Origin of the sequence: Roseburia sp. AF42-8 (genome assembly GCF_003435965.1) — a bacterium.
GTDB classification, from domain to species: Bacteria; Bacillota; Clostridia; order Lachnospirales; family Lachnospiraceae; genus Roseburia_C; species Roseburia_C amylophila.
This window is the reverse complement of record NZ_QTVB01000023.1, coordinates 24,501-41,899: the sequence shown is the minus strand read 5'-3', so window position 1 is coordinate 41,899 and position 17,399 is coordinate 24,501. Positions and strand designations below refer to the sequence as shown.

At 40.1% G+C, this 17,399-nt stretch carries 22 protein-coding genes; 2 read left to right on the top strand and 20 right to left on the bottom strand.

All coding sequences use genetic code 11. The features are described from left to right. The first annotated feature begins 124 nt into the window (after positions 1-124). Positions 125-1,156, top strand: a complete 1,032-nt coding sequence (locus DW059_RS10320; protein ID WP_117698729.1) for a 3-deoxy-7-phosphoheptulonate synthase — start codon at positions 125-127, stop codon at positions 1,154-1,156. 156 nt (positions 1,157-1,312) lie between these two features. On the opposite strand, the gene xerD is transcribed toward DW059_RS10320, so the two are convergent. From xerD to DW059_RS10285, 7 genes are all read right to left on the bottom strand, one after another. Continuing rightward, positions 1,313-2,197, bottom strand: coding sequence for a site-specific tyrosine recombinase XerD (gene xerD / locus DW059_RS10315; protein WP_117698728.1), 885 nt, complete (start codon positions 2,195-2,197; stop codon positions 1,313-1,315). A 201-nt stretch (positions 2,198-2,398) separates the two neighbouring features. Then, positions 2,399-2,974: a stage II sporulation protein M gene (locus tag DW059_RS10310; RefSeq protein WP_117698727.1), complete on the bottom strand. Its 576-nt coding sequence runs from the start codon at positions 2,972-2,974 to the stop codon at positions 2,399-2,401. 22 nt (positions 2,975-2,996) lie between these two features. Then, on the bottom strand, positions 2,997-3,566 hold the full coding sequence (locus DW059_RS10305) for an NUDIX hydrolase (RefSeq protein ID WP_117698726.1): 570 nt from the start codon (positions 3,564-3,566) through the stop codon (positions 2,997-2,999). 144 nt (positions 3,567-3,710) lie between these two features. Further along, a complete protein-coding gene (gene rny, locus DW059_RS10300; protein WP_416390266.1) occupies positions 3,711-5,231 on the bottom strand; it encodes a ribonuclease Y in 1,521 nt (506 codons plus the stop codon). Between the two features lie 126 nt (positions 5,232-5,357). Continuing rightward, positions 5,358-5,975: a regulatory protein RecX gene (locus DW059_RS10295; RefSeq protein ID WP_117698725.1), complete on the bottom strand. Its 618-nt coding sequence runs from the start codon at positions 5,973-5,975 to the stop codon at positions 5,358-5,360. Further along, entirely contained in the window at positions 5,975-7,063 is a 1,089-nt protein-coding gene (gene recA / locus DW059_RS10290) for a recombinase RecA (protein WP_117698724.1), read from the bottom strand. Before recA ends, DW059_RS10295 begins: the two co-directional genes overlap by 1 nt. 299 nt (positions 7,064-7,362) lie before the next feature. Beyond that, positions 7,363-7,569 carry a helix-turn-helix transcriptional regulator gene (locus tag DW059_RS10285; protein WP_117698723.1) on the bottom strand — a complete coding sequence of 69 codons (207 nt, stop codon included), beginning with the start codon at positions 7,567-7,569 and terminating at the stop codon, positions 7,363-7,365. 184 nt (positions 7,570-7,753) lie between these two features. On the opposite strand from DW059_RS10285, the gene DW059_RS10280 reads away from it, so the two are divergent. Further along, entirely contained in the window at positions 7,754-8,110 is a 357-nt protein-coding gene (locus DW059_RS10280) for a helix-turn-helix domain-containing protein (protein WP_117698722.1), read from the top strand. A gap of 139 nt (positions 8,111-8,249) precedes the next feature. Here DW059_RS10280 and trxA read toward each other — a convergent pair whose 3' ends face one another. The 13 genes from trxA to rpsU form a co-directional block, all read right to left on the bottom strand. After that, on the bottom strand, positions 8,250-8,561 hold the full coding sequence (gene trxA, locus DW059_RS10275; RefSeq protein ID WP_022243252.1) for a thioredoxin: 312 nt from the start codon (positions 8,559-8,561) through the stop codon (positions 8,250-8,252). Positions 8,562-8,645: 84 nt separating this feature from the next. After that, a complete protein-coding gene (locus DW059_RS10270; RefSeq protein WP_117698721.1) occupies positions 8,646-10,235 on the bottom strand; it encodes a peptide chain release factor 3 in 1,590 nt (529 codons plus the stop codon). An 11-nt stretch (positions 10,236-10,246) separates the two neighbouring features. Next, positions 10,247-11,401 (bottom strand): phosphopentomutase, encoded by a 1,155-nt coding sequence (locus DW059_RS10265; protein ID WP_117698720.1) that lies wholly within the window; start codon positions 11,399-11,401, stop codon positions 10,247-10,249. Between the two features lie 104 nt (positions 11,402-11,505). Next, positions 11,506-11,937, bottom strand: coding sequence for a SpoIIIAH-like family protein (locus DW059_RS17305; RefSeq protein WP_330408385.1), 432 nt, complete (start codon positions 11,935-11,937; stop codon positions 11,506-11,508). Next, complete coding sequence (locus tag DW059_RS17300; RefSeq protein ID WP_330408384.1) at positions 11,901-12,215, bottom strand: SpoIIIAH-like family protein; 315 nt, start codon at positions 12,213-12,215, stop codon at positions 11,901-11,903. Before DW059_RS17300 ends, DW059_RS17305 begins: the two co-directional genes overlap by 37 nt. Next, the gene (locus DW059_RS10255) at positions 12,212-12,805 is read right to left on the bottom strand and encodes a stage III sporulation protein AG (protein WP_147326041.1); all 594 of its coding nucleotides are present in this window, start codon (positions 12,803-12,805) and stop codon (positions 12,212-12,214) included. The genes DW059_RS17300 and DW059_RS10255 overlap by 4 nt, the downstream gene beginning before the upstream one ends. Beyond that, entirely contained in the window at positions 12,802-13,392 is a 591-nt protein-coding gene (locus DW059_RS10250; RefSeq protein ID WP_117698718.1) for a stage III sporulation protein AF, read from the bottom strand. Before DW059_RS10250 ends, DW059_RS10255 begins: the two co-directional genes overlap by 4 nt. Before the next feature lie 43 nt (positions 13,393-13,435). Then, complete coding sequence (locus tag DW059_RS10245; RefSeq protein WP_117698717.1) at positions 13,436-14,653, bottom strand: stage III sporulation protein AE; 1,218 nt, start codon at positions 14,651-14,653, stop codon at positions 13,436-13,438. Then, positions 14,650-15,033 (bottom strand): SpoIIIAC/SpoIIIAD family protein, encoded by a 384-nt coding sequence (locus tag DW059_RS10240; protein ID WP_117698716.1) that lies wholly within the window; start codon positions 15,031-15,033, stop codon positions 14,650-14,652. Before DW059_RS10240 ends, DW059_RS10245 begins: the two co-directional genes overlap by 4 nt. Positions 15,034-15,042: 9 nt before the next feature. After that, entirely contained in the window at positions 15,043-15,237 is a 195-nt protein-coding gene (gene spoIIIAC, locus DW059_RS10235) for a stage III sporulation protein AC (RefSeq protein WP_022243260.1), read from the bottom strand. Positions 15,238-15,248: 11 nt separating this feature from the next. Continuing rightward, positions 15,249-15,767 (bottom strand): stage III sporulation protein AB, encoded by a 519-nt coding sequence (locus DW059_RS10230; RefSeq protein WP_158552107.1) that lies wholly within the window; start codon positions 15,765-15,767, stop codon positions 15,249-15,251. Further along, complete coding sequence (gene spoIIIAA / locus DW059_RS10225) at positions 15,755-16,702, bottom strand: stage III sporulation protein AA (RefSeq protein WP_118087511.1); 948 nt, start codon at positions 16,700-16,702, stop codon at positions 15,755-15,757. The genes DW059_RS10230 and spoIIIAA overlap by 13 nt, the downstream gene beginning before the upstream one ends. Positions 16,703-17,219: 517 nt before the next feature. Further along, positions 17,220-17,396: a 30S ribosomal protein S21 gene (gene rpsU / locus DW059_RS10220; RefSeq protein WP_021737899.1), complete on the bottom strand. Its 177-nt coding sequence runs from the start codon at positions 17,394-17,396 to the stop codon at positions 17,220-17,222. Positions 17,397-17,399: the final 3 nt, after the last annotated feature.

Sequence of the window (17,399 nt, the reverse complement as noted above, 5' to 3'; positions counted from 1 at the left end):
AAAAAAGTATAAAATTAATTATTAAAATCATATCATTGACAGTTAAAAATCATATCATTGACAGTTAAAAACGAATCTTATAATATAAAAAAAGCAAGTTTTTTTACTAAAGGAGACTAAAAATATGAGTTTTAATTTTTTAAACCAATTACCAAGTCCGGAAGAAATCAAAAAAGAGTATCCGCTTCCGGAGAAACTGGCACAGATAAAAAAAGAACGGGATGCTGCAATTCGTAAAGTCTTAACCGGCGAAGATGACCGTTTCTTAGTTATCATCGGACCTTGTTCCGCTGACAGCGAAGAACCTGTCTGCGACTACGTCAGCCGCCTGACCAAAATTGCAGAAGATGTCAAAGACCGTCTGATTATTATCCCTCGTGTCTACACCAATAAGCCAAGAACAACCGGCGAAGGTTATAAAGGTATTGCTACCCAGCCTGACCCTGAGAAAGCTCCTGATATGGTTGCCGGACTGATTGCAATGCGTAAGCTGCACATCCGTACCATTGAAGAAAGTGGTCTGACCCCTGCCGACGAAATGCTTTATCCGGAAAACTGGAGTTACATTGACGACCTGCTCTCCTACGTTGCTATCGGTGCACGTTCTGTAGAAGACCAGCAGCATCGTCTTGTAGTCAGTGGGTTTGATGTTGCATCCGGAATGAAGAACCCGACCAGTGGTGACTTCTCCGTTATGCTCAATTCCGTATATGCTGCCCAGCATCCACATCATTTCGTATATCGCGGATATGAAGTAGAGACTCCTGGTAACGACTTAACTCACGTTGTTCTCCGTGGTGCTGTAAGCAAACATGGTAACAGCACACAGAACTACCACTACGAAGATATTATGCGTCTGATTGAAATGTATAATGAACGTGATCTTAAGAATCCAGCTGCTATCGTAGATGCAAACCACTCTAACTCCAATAAAAAATACTTCGAGCAGATTCGTATCGTCAAAGAAGTGATGCATAACCGCCAGCTCTCCCCTGAAATTCACAAGATGATTAAGGGTGTTATGATTGAAAGCTACATTGAACCGGGCAATCAGAAAATCGGCGAACACATCTATGGTAAATCCATTACTGACCCATGCTTAGGCTGGGAAGATTCCGCTCGTCTTATCTATGACATTGCAGAAATGAATAAATAATAATTTCATCTACAGGAGCGTTTTTTACTTTACAGGAAAGCAATTTCCTGTAAAGTAAAAAATGGGGGCAGCCATTTTTTAAGAAATGACTGCCCCCTTTTTCTATTTATGCAAGTAGCAAGAAACTCGCAAAGCGTGTTTCCCGTAGTTTCTTCTTTATCCTCTCGGATGTGCCTTGGCATATACTTCACGGATTCTGCTCTGTTTCATCTGTGCATAGATTTGCGTGGTAGAAATATCTGCATGTCCTAACATTTCCTGAACCGCTTTCAAATCTGCCCCATTGCTTACCAAATGAGCTGCAAAAGAATGACGCAGCATATGCGGTGTTATTTCTGTCTCAATTCCGGCTTTCTTTCCATAGGCTTTGATTAATTTCCAGAAACCCTGACGGCTCATTTCTTTGCCGGAACAGTTGGTGAAAAGATATTCACTGCCTTCTTCACTGACAAGATATGATCTTCCCTCTTCCAGATAATGCTGCAGAGCCTCTTTTGCTACTTCTCCAAAAGGAATAATTCTTTCTTTATGAGCATCTTTGCAGGTAATATATTCCAGTTTCAAATTCATATCGCTTAACTTCAAAGAAATCAATTCAGAGACACGGATTCCCGTCGCATAAAGCAATTCTAACATCGCATGGTCCCTTAATTCCTTCGGTGTATTTCCGTTTGGCTGGTCTAAAAGCCGGCTGGTTTCTTCCATAGAAAGAATAACCGGAGCTTTCTTCTCTATCTTGGGTGCCTTTAATCCATCCGTCACATTTTGGTTTACATAATTCCGTACCACAAGATACTGAAAAAAGGCTTTCATGGATGCAAGTCCTCTGGAAATCGTTGCCGGTTTCTTTCCTTCCTGCTCCTGCTTTTCCATATATATTTTTAAGTGTTCCTGTCTGACATCCTCAACAGAAAGCACACCTTCAGAATACAGAAATTCCTTCATTTTGCGCAAATCCGTCTCATAAGAAACCGCTGTATTTTTCGATATTTTCTTTACTTCCTGAAGATACTTCATAAAAGCATCTATTTCCTGTGTCATAACTGTAACCACCTAACTCTTTTTCTCTTATGCCCTTCTATTCTTTTCCAAAAGGCAAGTACAATCCCTATTATAATGATTCTAATTTGGAAAAGCAATTCATATTTTCGCCTGTTTTTTGCTGATTTACATAAATCTACCACATGTATCTTATTTCTATTTTTCTACCCACAATATGTTGTAAAAATTTCGTAAAATTTTTTATATTTTTTTCAACACGAAGTGCACCATACCTGGATTCAGATATGCCTCTGTTAAGAATCCGATAAAGAACAATAATAATATAATCCCCCACAAAAGGATCCATTCCCCAAGCTTTCCATGTTCCTTTCCGCACTGGTACTTTTCTTCTAACTTTAATAACAGCAGGTATCCGGACACATAGAAAATAAATTGTGGGCATAACGCAATCATCATAAGCCAGATGGCACCTGCGCCAATATTGCTGATTGCCATCACGCACAGGAAACCAAAAGAAAAGCCGCTCCATATCAGAAATATACTATTCACAACCCGGTACCACGGTGTCATTCCAAAGAAGATTAATGTAAGGACAACCGGCACTCTTGCTGATAGTACATAAATAAAATAATCATGTTTTTCTATCGTAATATATTTTAACTGCTGTATAAAATAATCATTTAATATGCCATATTGCTGCAGACGGCTTCTTCCATACAAATTAGCAGCTATAATGCCAATCACAAAACAGCCTAAAAATAACACCTCTAACAGATGAAGATGCTTTTCTCTTCTTATCCCCGATACTCTTTCCATGTATTCACTTGTCTTAATTTTCTTATTTCATATTATTCCGGTAACGGTAACAATATGCCAAGATACCAGCTACGGTTTTACTGTCCTGGATTATTCCGGCATAAATTTTTTCCAATAATTCTTCCGGGTCATATGCCCTTACTTCAATAAATTCTTCTGGATCAAGATGCTGTTTGCCCGGTTTTAAATCCGTTGCCAGATATACATCAATAAACTCATTACAGAAAGCTACGGTCGTCTTTAAAGAAAGCATCTTTTCGATATGACCGCACTGAAAGCCCGTCTCTTCCTCTAATTCCCGCATAGCACTTATTTTCGTATCCTCTGTCAGGGAATCTCTGCATCCTGCCGGCAATTCAATAGTATAACGGTCTAATGCATTCCGATACTGGCGTACCATTAAGATTCTGCCCTCCGGTGTAACCGGCACAACTGCCGCAGCTCCTTTTCTGTGTTCCACATAATCCCAGTATGCAATATTTCCATCCGGTGTCTCGATGGTGTCTGAATAAACATCCACGATTGCGCCCTGATATTTTAACTCCCTGTTAACTCTTCTGATTCTTTTTTCTTCCTGATGATTCTGTCCCATTGTATTCTCCTTTTTTCTTACAGATTATTCCTCATTACTTGTTTTTTCTCGTAGAGCTTTTTTACTTTGCAGGAAAGCAATTTCCTGTAAAGTAAAAAAATAAGTGTCCAAAAAGCTTTCACTCTTCGGACACTTATTTCCTGCTTATTTTGCGTAATCAACTACACGTGATTCACGAATTACGTTTACCTTAATCTGACCTGGATATTCTAATTCAGATTCAATCTGCTTTGAAATATCACGGGCAAGTAATACCATTTCAGCATCACTTATCTGTTCAGGAACTACCATTACACGAATCTCTCTACCCGCCTGAATTGCAAAAGATTTATCTACACCTTTAAATTCATTTGTAATATCTTCTAACTGCTTTAATCTGTTGGAATATGTTTCCATTGTCTCGCGTCTTGCACCTGGTCTTGCTGCGCTAATTGTATCGGCTGCCTGTACCAGACAAGCAATCAATGACTCTGGCTCTACGTCGCCATGGTGTGCCTCTACCGCATTGATAATAAGCGGAGATTCTTTATATTTTCTACATAAATCCACACCAATCTGAATATGTGAACCTTCTACTTCGTGGTCTACTGATTTACCAATATCATGCAGGAGTCCTGCACGTTTTGCCAATCTTACGTCTACACCAACTTCAGCCGCAAGTAAGCCACAAAGCTGTGCTACTTCTATAGAATGCTTTAATGCATTCTGACCATAACTGGTTCTGAATTTCATTCGGCCTAATAATTTCACAAGTTCCGGATGAATGCCATGTACACCTACTTCTAAAGTAGCAGCTTCACCCTCTTCACGAATCATGGTTTCAACTTCTTTTTGCGCTTTTTCTACCATTTCTTCAATTCTAGCCGGATGAATTCGTCCGTCTACAATCAATTTCTCTAATGCAATACGAGCAACTTCTCTTCGTATTGGATCAAATCCGGAAAGGATAACTGCTTCCGGTGTATCATCGATAATTAAATCTACACCAGTCAGCGTCTCTAACGTACGGATATTTCTTCCTTCACGTCCGATAATTCTTCCCTTCATCTCATCATTCGGAAGCTGTACTACAGAGATGGTTGTCTCTGACACATGGTCTGCAGCACATTTCTGAATTGCAGTAACCACATATTCTTTTGCTTTCTTTCCAGCTTCTTCTTTTGCCTGATGCTCCATCTCTTTGATTAATTTTGCAGTATCAAGCTTTACATCTTCTTCAACAGTTTTTAATAGATATTCTTTTGCCTGGTCGGAGGTAAGTCCTGAGATTCTTTCTAGTTCCCGTACACGCTCTTCATGAAGCTTTGTAATTTCAGCTTTCTGTTTGTTCAGCTCTTCTTCTTTTGCTGCAAAACCTGCTTCGCGCTTCTCAATGGCTTCCAGTTTCTTATCCAGATTGGATTCCTTCTGTTCCACTCTGCGCTCGTTTCTCTGAATTTCGTTTCTTCTTTCCTTGATTTCCTTGTCCAATTCGTTCTTCGTACGAATCGACTCTTCTTTAATCTCAAGCAAAGATTCTCTCTTCTTCGTCTCAGCGGTCTTCACAGCTTCATCTATTATCTCACGGGCTTTATCTTCTGCACTGCCAATCTTTGAAGCAGTCTGCTTTTTCTGGTATGCATTTGCAACAAACCAGGTGATAGCACATGTGACAATAAATGTAATTACAACAGCTATAATTACTGCCTGCACAGGAGCACCTCCTTTATTCAATTTTCATTGTTCATATAACATAAATATTCATTCATCTGTCATAAATAACAATAAATAAATTTTATACTTTTTCTAATATTATGTCAAGTAGTCCGGACATTTCATTACACGTAAAATGTCTTCACTTTTATATCCTCTCCGCATCAGATATCCATACTGTTTCTGCATTTCCTTTGCATCCGGCTGTTCCGGATTATAATGTCTCTTTTTTAATATTTCTGCAATTTTTTCTGTATCATTATTTTCATAGATTTCTTCTAATGCCTGCTCTGTAATTTCTTTGGGAACTCCCTTCTGCATCAGTTCCTGCTGTAACCGGCGGCGGCTCTTACTGCCCTGTCGGTAACTGATATAATTTCTTGCATAGCGCATGTCATCAATATAATGATATTTCTTCACATACTCTATGGCATCAAGAATCAGTTCTTCCGGATATTCACTCTCAGCCAGTTTCCGGTAAAGCCCCTGTTCTGTCCGGTCCATCTTCTCTAAAAGTGCAAGTGCCCGTTTTTTCACCCGCTTACCTACTACTTCATAAAAGAGTTCCTGATACAGTGCCTCGTCTACGGTCTGCCCTTCCTGTAATCTGTAGCGGTGCACCTCACCTTTATATAATACAAGGTGTGTACCATCATCCATACACACCTTATATTTGTTTTTCTTATATTCTGTTATCCCTGAAACAATTCTGTCCATTACTCTGCATCAAGAACTTCCGGTCCATTTGCAGCTGAAGTCTCTGTTTCTTCTTCACTCTTATCCACTGCATAATGAGCTCTTACTTTTTCTTCGATTTCCTGGCAGACCTGTGGATTCTCTTTCAGATAAGTCTTGGCATTTTCACGACCCTGGCCAATCTTATCTCCATTATATGCATACCATGCACCGGACTTATTTACAATACCAAGTTCAGAAGCCAGATCAAGGATATCTCCTTCTTTTGAAATTCCTTCTCCGAACATAATATCAAATTCAGCCTCTTTAAATGGCGGTGCCACTTTATTCTTCACTACTTTAATACGGGTACGGTTACCGACAATTTCTCCACCCTGTTTTAAGGATTCAATTCGACGTACATCAAGACGTACGGAAGAATAGAATTTCAATGCACGGCCACCGGTTGTTGTCTCCGGATTACCAAACATAACTCCAACCTTTTCACGCAACTGGTTAATAAAGATTACAATACAGTTAGAACGGTTGATTGCTGCAGTCAGCTTACGAAGTGCCTGTGACATCAATCTTGCCTGTAAACCCACATGGGAATCTCCCATATCACCATCAATCTCTGCCTTTGGCACCAGTGCTGCAACAGAGTCTACGATTACAATATCTACTGCACCGGATCTGACCATAGTCTCTGTAATCTCAAGTGCCTGTTCTCCGTTATCCGGTTGTGAAATATAAAGATTATCAATATCTACTCCGATATTCTTCGCATATGCCGGGTCTAATGCATGCTCAGCATCAATAAATCCGGCAATTCCTCCACGCTTCTGTACCTCAGCGACTGCATGCAGGGCAACGGTCGTCTTACCACTGGACTCCGGTCCATATATCTCAATAATTCTTCCCTTAGGAAGTCCGCCTAATCCCAAAGCAATATCAAGACTTAATGCTCCTGTCGGAACAGTCTCCACATTCATCCGGTTGCTCTCATCCCCCAGTTTCATAACAGAACCTTTTCCGTACTGCTTCTCAATCTGGGATATAGCAGCATCCAGTGCCTTTAATTTATCTTCTTTACTGCTGTCTCTTCTCGTATCTTTTACATCTCTCGCCATGTCAATTCTCCTTCATGCGAACTTATGTTCGTTTTCTGATATTATAGTAGTATACTTTCTTCCAAATGTCAACTGCATTTTTAGAAAATATTTTTTTCTGTCCCTATACATTCTGTAAAGTGGGTATACCCGGCAGAATAGCCAAATATTTTATAGACTGTAAATATTCTCATGTAAAGAAAAAAGACTTCTTTCTGAAGTCTCTCATGGAAAGGTATCCTTATCTTAACATAATAAGATTCCGGTTACAAATTAATTTTCTATAAACAATGGAAACCTCTGGCAATCGTTCCATCTTTTTAATCATGATATTGATCCATACCAAGAATCAGGAAAATCTGTTCTAAGTACTTCTCACCAGACCGTTCTCCATAAATGATATGATTAATATACTGCGGACTGCACCCAACCGATGTTGCAAGTTCTTCCTGACTCATCTCAAGTTCTACCAGCCTGCGCTTTATTTCTTTCCCCATTGGAGTAATCTGCCGTTTTGTCTTTGCCATAAAAGTCTCCCCTTTTCTTCTTTATCATTTGTGTTTATATAAAAAATGATGTATAATATGAAAATAATTTCACAAATTACATTATAATTCATAAATATGAATTTGTCAATTCATATTTGCGTATTTTATTTTTATTTTTTATTTTCTATACAATATTATTTAATACCTGATAAAGGAGTACACTATGACAATCAGCCAACGTATCTTTGCATTATTACGGGAAAAGAAGCTTTCACAAAAAGAATTATCGGAATACACCGGAATCTCTCCTGCTGCTATCAGCAGCTGGAAATCCAAGGGTACAAATCCTTCTTCTGATAAAATTGTAAAAATAAGTGAATTTTTAGATGTTGATGTATACTATCTTCTGACCGGTGAATACCAGCCGGCTTCCAACCTTCAGATTGCAGAAGAATCAGAATATCGTGCTTTCCCATCCGATCCAGATGAACATTTACTGCTCCAGCTTTTCCATAAACTTTCTCCGATGGACAAAGGACGCATCATCGGTCAGTTAGAACAGAAACTTGCTGAAAAATAACTTCTATATTTTTTTATATGCAATGATATATTTTTATAGCAATATGAATCAGGCATTTATTACACATCTATAAAAATTGTATGATAAAATCCGGACAGTATATTAAGATATACCATCCGGATTTTCTTATCAGCTGCAATCATAAAGCTAAAAGCCTTAATACTTCGTCTTTATCCTGCACACCGATGCTCTTTCCCTCAAAAACACCTTTTTTCATTACAACCAGGGTCGGAATACTCATAATCTGATATTTTAAAGCCAGTGCTGCTTCTTCATCCACATTCACTTTTCCAACCTTTACCTGTCCCTCTAATTCATCCGCCAGTTCTTCTACAACCGGAGACATCATTTTACACGGACCGCACCAGTCTGCCCAGAAATCCAAAAGTACCGGTTTATCTGACTTTAATACTTCTTCTTCAAAATTGTCATTTGTAATCTTTACTACCATTTCGTTATCCTCCTTTACTTTTATAGAAAAGCTTCTATTTTTTCTTTTTTAAGTATGTCTCTTCTTAATTTTGTTTATACCCGCTTAATTTTTACCGAATTCCGATAATACCAGACCATCATTCCGGTCAAGAGTCATGCCGACACTCCATGCATTGACAAATAACAGCAATGGATTGCCCTTAAGGTCACGGATTTTCTTCATATCGGAAGTTCCGGTAAGCTTGTCCATATCAATATCTTTATTTTCAATCCAGCGGATATGCTCATATGGAAGCTTCTCCAAGCGTATTTCCACATTGTATTCATTTTCCAGACGGTATTTTAATACATCAAACTGCAGTACACCTACTACGCCTACGATAATCTCTTCCATACCACCCTGATATTCCTGGAAAATCTGGATTGCGCCCTCCTGTGCGATCTGCATGACACCTTTGACGAACTGTTTTCTCTTCATGGTATCTACCTGACGTACCCTTGCAAAATGCTCCGGTGCAAAAGTCGGTATTCCTTCGAATTCGAAGTTGTCTTTCGCAGTGGTTAAAGTATCACCGATTGAAAAGATACCCGGGTCAAAGACTCCGATAATATCTCCGGCATATGCTTCATCTATAATCTTTCTCTCCTGTGCCATCAACTGCTGCGGCTGGGAAAGACGGATTGTTTTTCCACCCTGGATATGTTTTACTTCCATGCCGGCTTCAAACTTTCCGGAACAGATTCGCATAAATGCAATACGGTCACGATGATTCTTATTCATATTTGCCTGAATTTTAAAGACAAAAGCAGAGAAATCGGAACCAAACGGATCAATCAGCCCCTTGTCCGAATTTCTCGGAAGCGGTGATGTAGTCATGGAAAGGAAATGCTTTAAGAAAGTTTCTACACCAAAGTTCGTTAAAGCAGAACCAAAGAATACCGGTGACAGTTCTCCCCTGGACACAAGATCCATATCGAATTCTGCACTTGCACCATCTAACAATTCAATTTCTTCATCCAATTTATCCCGGTATTCCTGCCCGATTTCTGTTGTCAATGCCGGATCATTAATATCAAAATCTTTTTCTTCACCTTCCTTGGTTCCCTTCAAGGTATCAGAGAACAGCATGACTTTTTTCGTATTCCGGTCATAAACTCCCTTAAAATTCTTTCCGGATCCAATCGGCCAGTTAACCGGACAGGTAGCAATGCCAAGTTCTTTTTCGATTTCATCTAATAAATCAAAGGTATCATTAGCATCACGATCCATTTTATTGATAAATGTAAAAATCGGAATGTGACGCATTACACAGACTTTAAACAGTTTTCTGGTTTGTGCCTCTACACCTTTTGAACCATCGATTACCATAACTGCAGAATCAGCAGCCATCAGGGTACGATAGGTATCTTCCGAGAAGTCCTGATGTCCCGGTGTATCCAGAATATTGATGCAATATCCACCATAATTAAACTGCAATACAGAAGAAGTAACGGAAATACCTCTCTCCTTCTCTATTTCCATCCAGTCGGAAACTGCATGTCTTGCAGTTGCTTTTCCTTTTACAGAACCTGCCAGGTTAATAGCTCCTCCATACAGAAGAAATTTCTCTGTCAGTGTTGTCTTACCGGCATCCGGATGGGAAATAATCGCAAATGTTCTTCGTTTCTCTATCTCTTTTCTAAAATCAGCCAAAATGGGACCTCCTATAATTCCAGCGGCTCACCCGCACATTTTTGCTTTATGTCGAAGTAAGATAATATGGTTGCAGCAATGTCTGCAAAGCTGCTTCTTGTGCCATAGTCCTTACCCGGAGTAATATGTGCTCCATACATAAGAAGTGGTGTATACTCTCTGGAATGGTCAGTAGAAGGTGTACTCGGATCACATCCGTGGTCGGCTGTAATCATTAAAATATCATCCTCCCGTAACTTTGCCAAAAGCTCCGGCAGCCGCTCATCAAAGTGTGTCAGTGCTTTTGCATAACCATCTACATCATTCCTATGTCCATACAACATATCATAGTCTACCAAATTTGTAAAACATAATCCAGTAAAATCTTTGTCCATATAGGCTGATGTTTTGTCAATTCCATCATCATTTCCGTTTGTTCGTACAAAATCTGTAATTCCGCGTTCTGCAAAAATATCTATGATTTTTCCGACAGACAGCACTGTTTTCCCACTTTCCGTCAGCTGATCCAACATGGTAACTGCCGGCGGTTCTAAGGAAAAGTCATGTCTTCCTGCAGTACGGGTAAAATTCCCCGGTTCTCCGATAAACGGTCTTGCGATGACTCTTCCCACTCCGTTTTTCCCAGTCAGCATATTTCTTGCGATCTGGCAATCCCGGTACAGTTCTTCAATCGGCACTACCTCTTCATGGGCTGCCACCTGGAAAACAGAATCTGCTGATGTGTATACAATCAGTTTTCCAGTTTCCATATGCTCTTTTCCATAATCCCGGATAACATCCGTGCCGGAATATGGACGGTTGCAAAGTACCCCGCGTCCGGTTTTCTGCTCAAATTCTTCTATGATTTCCTGTGGAAATCCATTTGGAAATGTTGGCAGTGGATGACTGGATATCACGCCTGCAATCTCCCAGTGTCCGATGGTGGTATCTTTTCCTTTGGACACCTCTGTCAGTCTGGCAAATGCACCTTTCGGATTTGCTTCTTTTCCTCCAATGTGGACTCCGTCAATATTAAAATAGCCCAGTGAGCGCATATTCGGCATGGAAAAATATGGACTCCGTGAAGCTGCAAGTAAGGTATTGCTTCCTTCATCATGATACTCTGCCGCATCCGGCATCTCTCCGATTCCAACACTGTCTAATACAATTAAAAATACTCTCTTCATAGGCATTCCCTCTCTTCTCATGGTTCTGTCGGTTCTTTTTCTTATGATATTATTATACTAATTTCAGCCCCGTTTTCAAGTATCTAAGGGCGGGGCTGCTTCCCTTAATTTGTCTGTTCTGTTGTGTCTGAATTTTCGGTGGTTTCTGTTGCCGGATTCTCCTGTGCAGTATTTTTCTGAATTGGTGTGATAATGATATTTTCTGCCTCAATGCCGGCTTTTCTCTTTACAATATCCTCTATTTGGGCACGTTTGGCATCTGTTACTTCTCCCATATCAAGTACCACATCCGCTGTATTATCAGTAATGCTGACAACTACATCCGTAAATCCTTTTGCCTCTAACAACATCTCAGCTGCATTTTCCCGTTCTGCAATATCCGTCATTGCCACCATCTGATTTAAGGCATCCTGCTTTGCAGCTTCATCTATATTTGTATTATTGATAATTTCCAGCAAAGTCTCTTTGTTTTTAGAACGTACCTGTTCCCGGCCCAGTTTCATTTCTGACGCATAATCCATGCTGCTGCTTGCCATGACGCTTCGCCCGGGTTCTCTAGGCTCTCTTCAACCACATTGTCTGCCGCTGATACAGCTTCACTACTGTTATCTTCCGTATCGGTAAAAATATCTGCTTCCGCTAAGTCATCCTCTGCCGATATCTCATAAGATAAATCTGCCGTATCCGCAGAAGCCTCCATTGCCACCTTTTCATCTTTGCCATTCTTGTCGGTAAAACTTAAGTAACCAGCCACTGCTATCATCAATGCCAATGCGGTTATAATGAGTTGATTTTTCTTAAATACTTTCTTCATTTACTGTCCTCCAGTCCGCTCATTTTTACTATTTTTATTCTATGTGCTTCTACCTGAAATAATGCCAAAACCGCCTCGGAAATATTCTGTTTCACCTTCTGGTTATCACCACCGGATGCCACAATTAAAATTCCCTCCACTTTGGGAAGAAGTTCCTTAGAAACAAAGGGGGTATTTCCGGCATCTGCTTCCTCATATACCGTACTTTCCTGTAGCTGCTGTTCCTTTGTGCTTCTTACTCCACCAGTGCTGTCACTTTCCTCTAAAGAATTTTCAGAAGTATTTTTATCCTTTTCCACCACCTGTGTCCCACTGTCCTGATAAGTAATCATCACCTTTACATCTCCAGCCCCGTCGATTTTTTCTAAAATATCTTCTAATTTCCGCTCTATTTCATCCTTAGATGCCTCCATGGTATTATTTTCCTTTGATATATTTTCTTTTGCTTCCTCTGCCTGTTTTTTTTCTTTTGTATCTGTAGGCAATGCGATAATCAGAATCAATATGCCTGCCAGGACTAAAATCAACCAATCTGACCGTTTTAGTTTCTTTTCTTTTATCTTTTGCATAAAATCCTGCATTTTCATCATCTCACCTCTTCTATCTGAATCTGCGTCTTATCAACCAGATAATTTTCACATACAAATTTTTCTAATTCTGCATACTCCTGACTTGTATGCTCCTTTTTCTCTTCTGTTTCTTTTATCTCAATTGCCGGTATCTCAATATCCGAAACATGGACGGAACTATTTTTTTCAATGTTATCCCCAGACTTTTCAATCCCGATTGTAATATGTTCTATTTCATAACCCTCATTTAACGTTACCTTACTGTATGCCACCGCATAGCCTTTCTGCCTTAGGGTATCCTCTACCTGCCCGCCACAGGCTTCTTCATATTGCAAACGATAATCTGCAGTCTCCGCACTGCTTATGGCATTTATATTTTGTACATTTTCAAGTTCCTGAAAGAACTGTGCCTGTTCCATATTCTGTATCAGCGTATCCTCATCAATTAGCCTAGAAGCAATGGGCGCCATTACCGCCAGCAGAATCAGAATCCTAAGAAAGAAATGCACATATTTTTCATAAATTTTATTCTGTACCAGATACAGCATCACATGTCCAATCAGAAAAAGGATCAGAATTCCCTTCATCCAGTTTAAAATTGCATCCATTTTATATTGCTCCCTCTTCCCCTTCTTATTTCTCTTCTTTCCTTCATCCCATAAGGAATCCGGATACTGCAGTAATCATGGCAATCGTCACAAGAAAAAGAACCAGCGAAGTAAGTAAAATCCTTGTAAGCAGCTGGCAGCCCAGACAAATGCCGTTCATGCTTCCTGCGATCCTCTTATCCGATACCGGTTCGGTTACTGCCGCTGTCACTTTATACATAAGACTCAGCAAAAACATTTTGCATAGTGGAAACATCACCAGCAAAAGTAAAATCAATACCCCGGCTGTTCCGACACTGTTCTTAATGACCATACCCGCTCCAAGCATCAGTTCACTGACTGCTCCTGTAATATTTCCCATTCCCGGTATCATTCCAAGTGTCTTTGTAACGGTACTCATTTTCAATCGGTCAATGGCCGGAACCACCATGGTCTGTACCACATTCAGACCAATGGTTGCTGCAATCGCACATTTTAAGCACCAGCGGATTATTTCTTCCATCAGTTCACACATTCTGCTAAAACGTTCCCCTTCTATCATATAATTCATAAATTCCATCATAATAAAGAGTTTCGTCATTGGCACCAGACAGGCAAGCATTCCCCACTGAACAATATAAACCACGATAAAAGCAATCTGGTAAAATCCTGCCGCTGTAAAATTTGCCATGGAAAATGCCAGAGACATGCCAAATACTGGAATCAGCATATTCATAAAATCTACAATCTGATTCATTGCCGTTACTACAATATCACTCATCATCTGATAGGACTGCAGCAGCAGGACTGTCATCTCCATATAAATCAGGAAAAAGCAGACCTCCGATATATAAGTATTATGAAAAATATCAGAGAAATTTTTAAGAAATGCGCAGCTGATTGCCAGTAAAAGAACGGTTACCAGTATTGCCTTATTATCCTGCAATTCTCCCCACAGAATCCTTCCCACTGCCTGCGTCAGCTTTTGTCCGTCACAGGAAAAGTTTCCGGTTGCCAGCTCTTTAATCAGTTCATAGAAACTAATCTCTTCTGTAGCATCCTGTTCCTTTAAATACTGCTCAATCTCTGATAAATCCAGCTGTTCCATAAAATCATCCGTATAATCCTTATCCGTCCCTGTCCTGCTGTTATCTGATGCTGCTGATACGGAAGATGCCTGTACAAGTCCTCCTGGCATGAGCCAGAACATGAAAAATATAATGAAACATCCTGCCGTTCTTACAAACATCTTAAACGCATTTTTTAATAGTTGTCTCTTCATAAAAAAGCCCCTAACGTTTCAATAAATCCCATCAGCACCGGCATACTGATTAAAAGAATCGACAGCTTGGCAAAGATTTCAATTTGTCCGGCAATTGCCTGATACCCGGATTCTCTGCAGATATCTGTTGCAAATTCTGCTACATAAGTAATTCCAATCATTTTTAAAATCATGGCAAGATACCTTCCATCTACAGGAAGCAGTTGCACCACACTATTGACATAAGACAATACAAGCTCCAATTTTCCTATCAGAAAAATGAAAATGCACAGGCACGCCACAATACTGATTAAAATGCTGTATTCACTTTTGTAGTTTTTGATAAAAAGTGCAAGAAAAACTGCTGTAATTCCCAGCAATCCAACCTGAATAATATCCATATTTCTCCTCTACAACGAAAACAGTGACTTCATCGTTTCAAACAAATCATATATGTATGGAACAATCCAGAACAGCACAATCAAAAGTCCTGCCAGACTGGTTAAAAATGCATGTTCTTCCCGTCCGCTATGCTTCAGCACCTGACTGATTACCGTCACCAAAATACCAACTGCCGCAATTTTAAATATCAGGTTTACACTCATCTTCTCCTCCATTAAACCAGTATCAGCACCAGAAATATTCCTGCGGTAGCACACAGGTACATGCTGACTTTTATCCTCTCTCTCATCTCTGTCTGTTCTCTTTGAATCAAAATATTGATTCTTTCTATCAGTATCTCTGCTTCTTTTTCAAACAACCCTCCGCTTCCCTGTTCCAAAAGTCTTCCGCACTCCAAAAACAGTTGTCCTTCCTCTTTCGTAAAGATTTCCCTTTTTTTCCATGACTTCCACGCCTCCTTCCAACAGCTTTTCGGACTGCTGTTCTCATACTGCATCAGCTCCTTATGCAGATGCATAAAAAATGATTGAAAAGCTTCCGGTGCATGATGCCCCAATTCTGTAATAATATCCGGCAGCGGTTTCTTTAAGCTCTGCATATCTCCCTGTATTTTCAGCATACATTCCCGCCAGTCTAAAAGCCCTTCATAATGCCGCTTTATCTGCTGCATCCTGTCATAACCAATCCCAACTGTCCCCAAAAGTATCAGCACAACTCCTATCAATCGGACCATATTTTTTCCCATGCCCCATCATAAATCATAAAATGTCTTCTTCCACCATCATCCTTTTTTAAGATGACATACCGCTCAAAAATCTTTTGTTCTAGCCATTTTTGAAGTTGTTCCTTTTGTTGTAACTCCAACATATCAGCCGCGTGAATGGTTCCAAGAATACTGCAGCCACAATGCAATACTTCATCCACTGCCTGAAAATCTTCCATGGAACCAAGTTCATCCACTGCAATTACATCCGGCGACATGGAACGAAGAAGCATCCGCATTCCCACAGCCTTTTTACACCGGTCTATCACATCTGTACGTATGCCAAGATTATTCTGCGGTATTCCATGGCAGCAGGCTGCTATCTCAGAACGTTCATCTACCACCCCTACTTTAAAGTGTATTCTGCTTGTCTCATCTCCGGAAATCAGACGAATACTGTCCCGGAGCAGGGTTGTCTTTCCAATCCCAACGGAAGATACGAAAAGCGTATTTCTCACACTCTGTTCTGTTCTGATAAAGGGCAGAATTTCCTTTGCACATCCAATCTTCTGATGTGCAATTCTTATGTTCAATGATCCGACATAAGCAAGCTGTTCCACCTTTTCTCCCTCCATCCGGATCTGTCCGGTTACTCCTACCCGGTGTCCACCTTCTAAGGTCAGGAATCCACTCTTTAACTCTTCTTCATAGGCATAAATGGAATACCTGCTTAAAAAAGTCAGCATCGCAGAAATATCACTTTCCTTTATGTAATAACTTCCTTCCGCCTCCACACTTAATCTGCCACTTAGCTTATCTAAAAAATATTCCTTTCTCCCATCCCAGAGAATCATCGGCTGGTTTATACGAATGCGTATTTCCTCTGTCTCCTTTAATTTATCTTTATTTGCAAGCAGCATTTTCCGAAGCTCTGCCGGGAAAATCTGAAGTACCTGTTCTAACATTGTTTCCGGATTCACTCCTTTCTTTCGGTCTATCAATATATTCTTTCTAGTCTACTTGCGTAACTACGAGAAACATGCGTAAAAAAGAATGTGCCTTGGCACATTCTCGCGCCTGCAGCGGTCGCTTGCGACATCTACCTTATACGCCGCAGTGCGCATCCTCGCGGAGCATTTTTTACTTTACAGGAAAGCAATTTCCTGTAAAGTAAAAAAGTCGCAAGGATTTCTCCTCACGACTAATATATGACTTGTCTTATAAAATATGCTCTAAAATTTGTTTCCCTCCTACAAAACCTGCCACCAGCAGTTTCTTACGAATGCTTGGCAACCCATAAGCTTGGCAATAGAACAGAGAATGTGCCTTGGCACATTCTCGCGCCTGCGGCGGTCGCTTGCGACATCTACCTTATACGCCGCAGTGTGCATCCTCGCGGAGCGTTTTTTACTTTACAGGAAAGCAATTTCCTGTAAAGTAAAAAAGTGAAAGCTGTCACAAATGTGACAGCTTTCTATCTTATTAGTTGTACTTACGTTTTCTTGCAGCTTCCGATTTTTTCTTACGTTTAACACTTGGTTTCTCGTAATGCTCTCTTTTACGGATTTCCTGCTGGATACCAGCTTTCGCACAGTTTCTTTTGAATCTGCGTAAAGCGCTATCTAACGTCTCGTTTTCTTTTACGATTACATTTGACATTGT

Excerpts from the sequence above, each read along its gene's own strand:
- DW059_RS10320 (WP_117698729.1), top strand. The coding sequence starts at position 125 with ATGAGTTTTAATTTTTTAAACCAATTACCAAGTCCGGAAGAAATCAAA.
- xerD (WP_117698728.1), bottom strand. The coding sequence starts at position 2,197 with ATGACACAGGAAATAGATGCTTTTATGAAGTATCTTCAGGAAGTAAAG.
- DW059_RS10310 (WP_117698727.1), bottom strand. The coding sequence starts at position 2,974 with ATGGAAAGAGTATCGGGGATAAGAAGAGAAAAGCATCTTCATCTGTTA.
- DW059_RS10305 (WP_117698726.1), bottom strand. The coding sequence starts at position 3,566 with ATGGGACAGAATCATCAGGAAGAAAAAAGAATCAGAAGAGTTAACAGG.
- DW059_RS10295 (WP_117698725.1), bottom strand. The coding sequence starts at position 5,975 with ATGGACAGAATTGTTTCAGGGATAACAGAATATAAGAAAAACAAATAT.
- recA (WP_117698724.1), bottom strand. The coding sequence starts at position 7,063 with ATGGCGAGAGATGTAAAAGATACGAGAAGAGACAGCAGTAAAGAAGAT.
- DW059_RS10285 (WP_117698723.1), bottom strand. The coding sequence starts at position 7,569 with ATGGCAAAGACAAAACGGCAGATTACTCCAATGGGGAAAGAAATAAAG.
- DW059_RS10280 (WP_117698722.1), top strand. The coding sequence starts at position 7,754 with ATGACAATCAGCCAACGTATCTTTGCATTATTACGGGAAAAGAAGCTT.
- trxA (WP_022243252.1), bottom strand. The coding sequence starts at position 8,561 with ATGGTAGTAAAGATTACAAATGACAATTTTGAAGAAGAAGTATTAAAG.
- DW059_RS10265 (WP_117698720.1), bottom strand. The coding sequence starts at position 11,401 with ATGAAGAGAGTATTTTTAATTGTATTAGACAGTGTTGGAATCGGAGAG.
- DW059_RS17305 (WP_330408385.1), bottom strand. The coding sequence starts at position 11,937 with ATGGCAAGCAGCAGCATGGATTATGCGTCAGAAATGAAACTGGGCCGG.
- DW059_RS17300 (WP_330408384.1), bottom strand. The coding sequence starts at position 12,215 with ATGAAGAAAGTATTTAAGAAAAATCAACTCATTATAACCGCATTGGCA.
- DW059_RS10255 (WP_147326041.1), bottom strand. The coding sequence starts at position 12,805 with ATGATGAAAATGCAGGATTTTATGCAAAAGATAAAAGAAAAGAAACTA.
- DW059_RS10250 (WP_117698718.1), bottom strand. The coding sequence starts at position 13,392 with ATGGATGCAATTTTAAACTGGATGAAGGGAATTCTGATCCTTTTTCTG.
- DW059_RS10245 (WP_117698717.1), bottom strand. The coding sequence starts at position 14,653 with ATGAAGAGACAACTATTAAAAAATGCGTTTAAGATGTTTGTAAGAACG.
- DW059_RS10240 (WP_117698716.1), bottom strand. The coding sequence starts at position 15,033 with ATGGATATTATTCAGGTTGGATTGCTGGGAATTACAGCAGTTTTTCTT.
- spoIIIAC (WP_022243260.1), bottom strand. The coding sequence starts at position 15,237 with ATGAGTGTAAACCTGATATTTAAAATTGCGGCAGTTGGTATTTTGGTG.
- DW059_RS10230 (WP_158552107.1), bottom strand. The coding sequence starts at position 15,767 with ATGGTCCGATTGATAGGAGTTGTGCTGATACTTTTGGGGACAGTTGGG.
- spoIIIAA (WP_118087511.1), bottom strand. The coding sequence starts at position 16,702 with ATGTTAGAACAGGTACTTCAGATTTTCCCGGCAGAGCTTCGGAAAATG.
- rpsU (WP_021737899.1), bottom strand. The coding sequence starts at position 17,396 with ATGTCAAATGTAATCGTAAAAGAAAACGAGACGTTAGATAGCGCTTTA.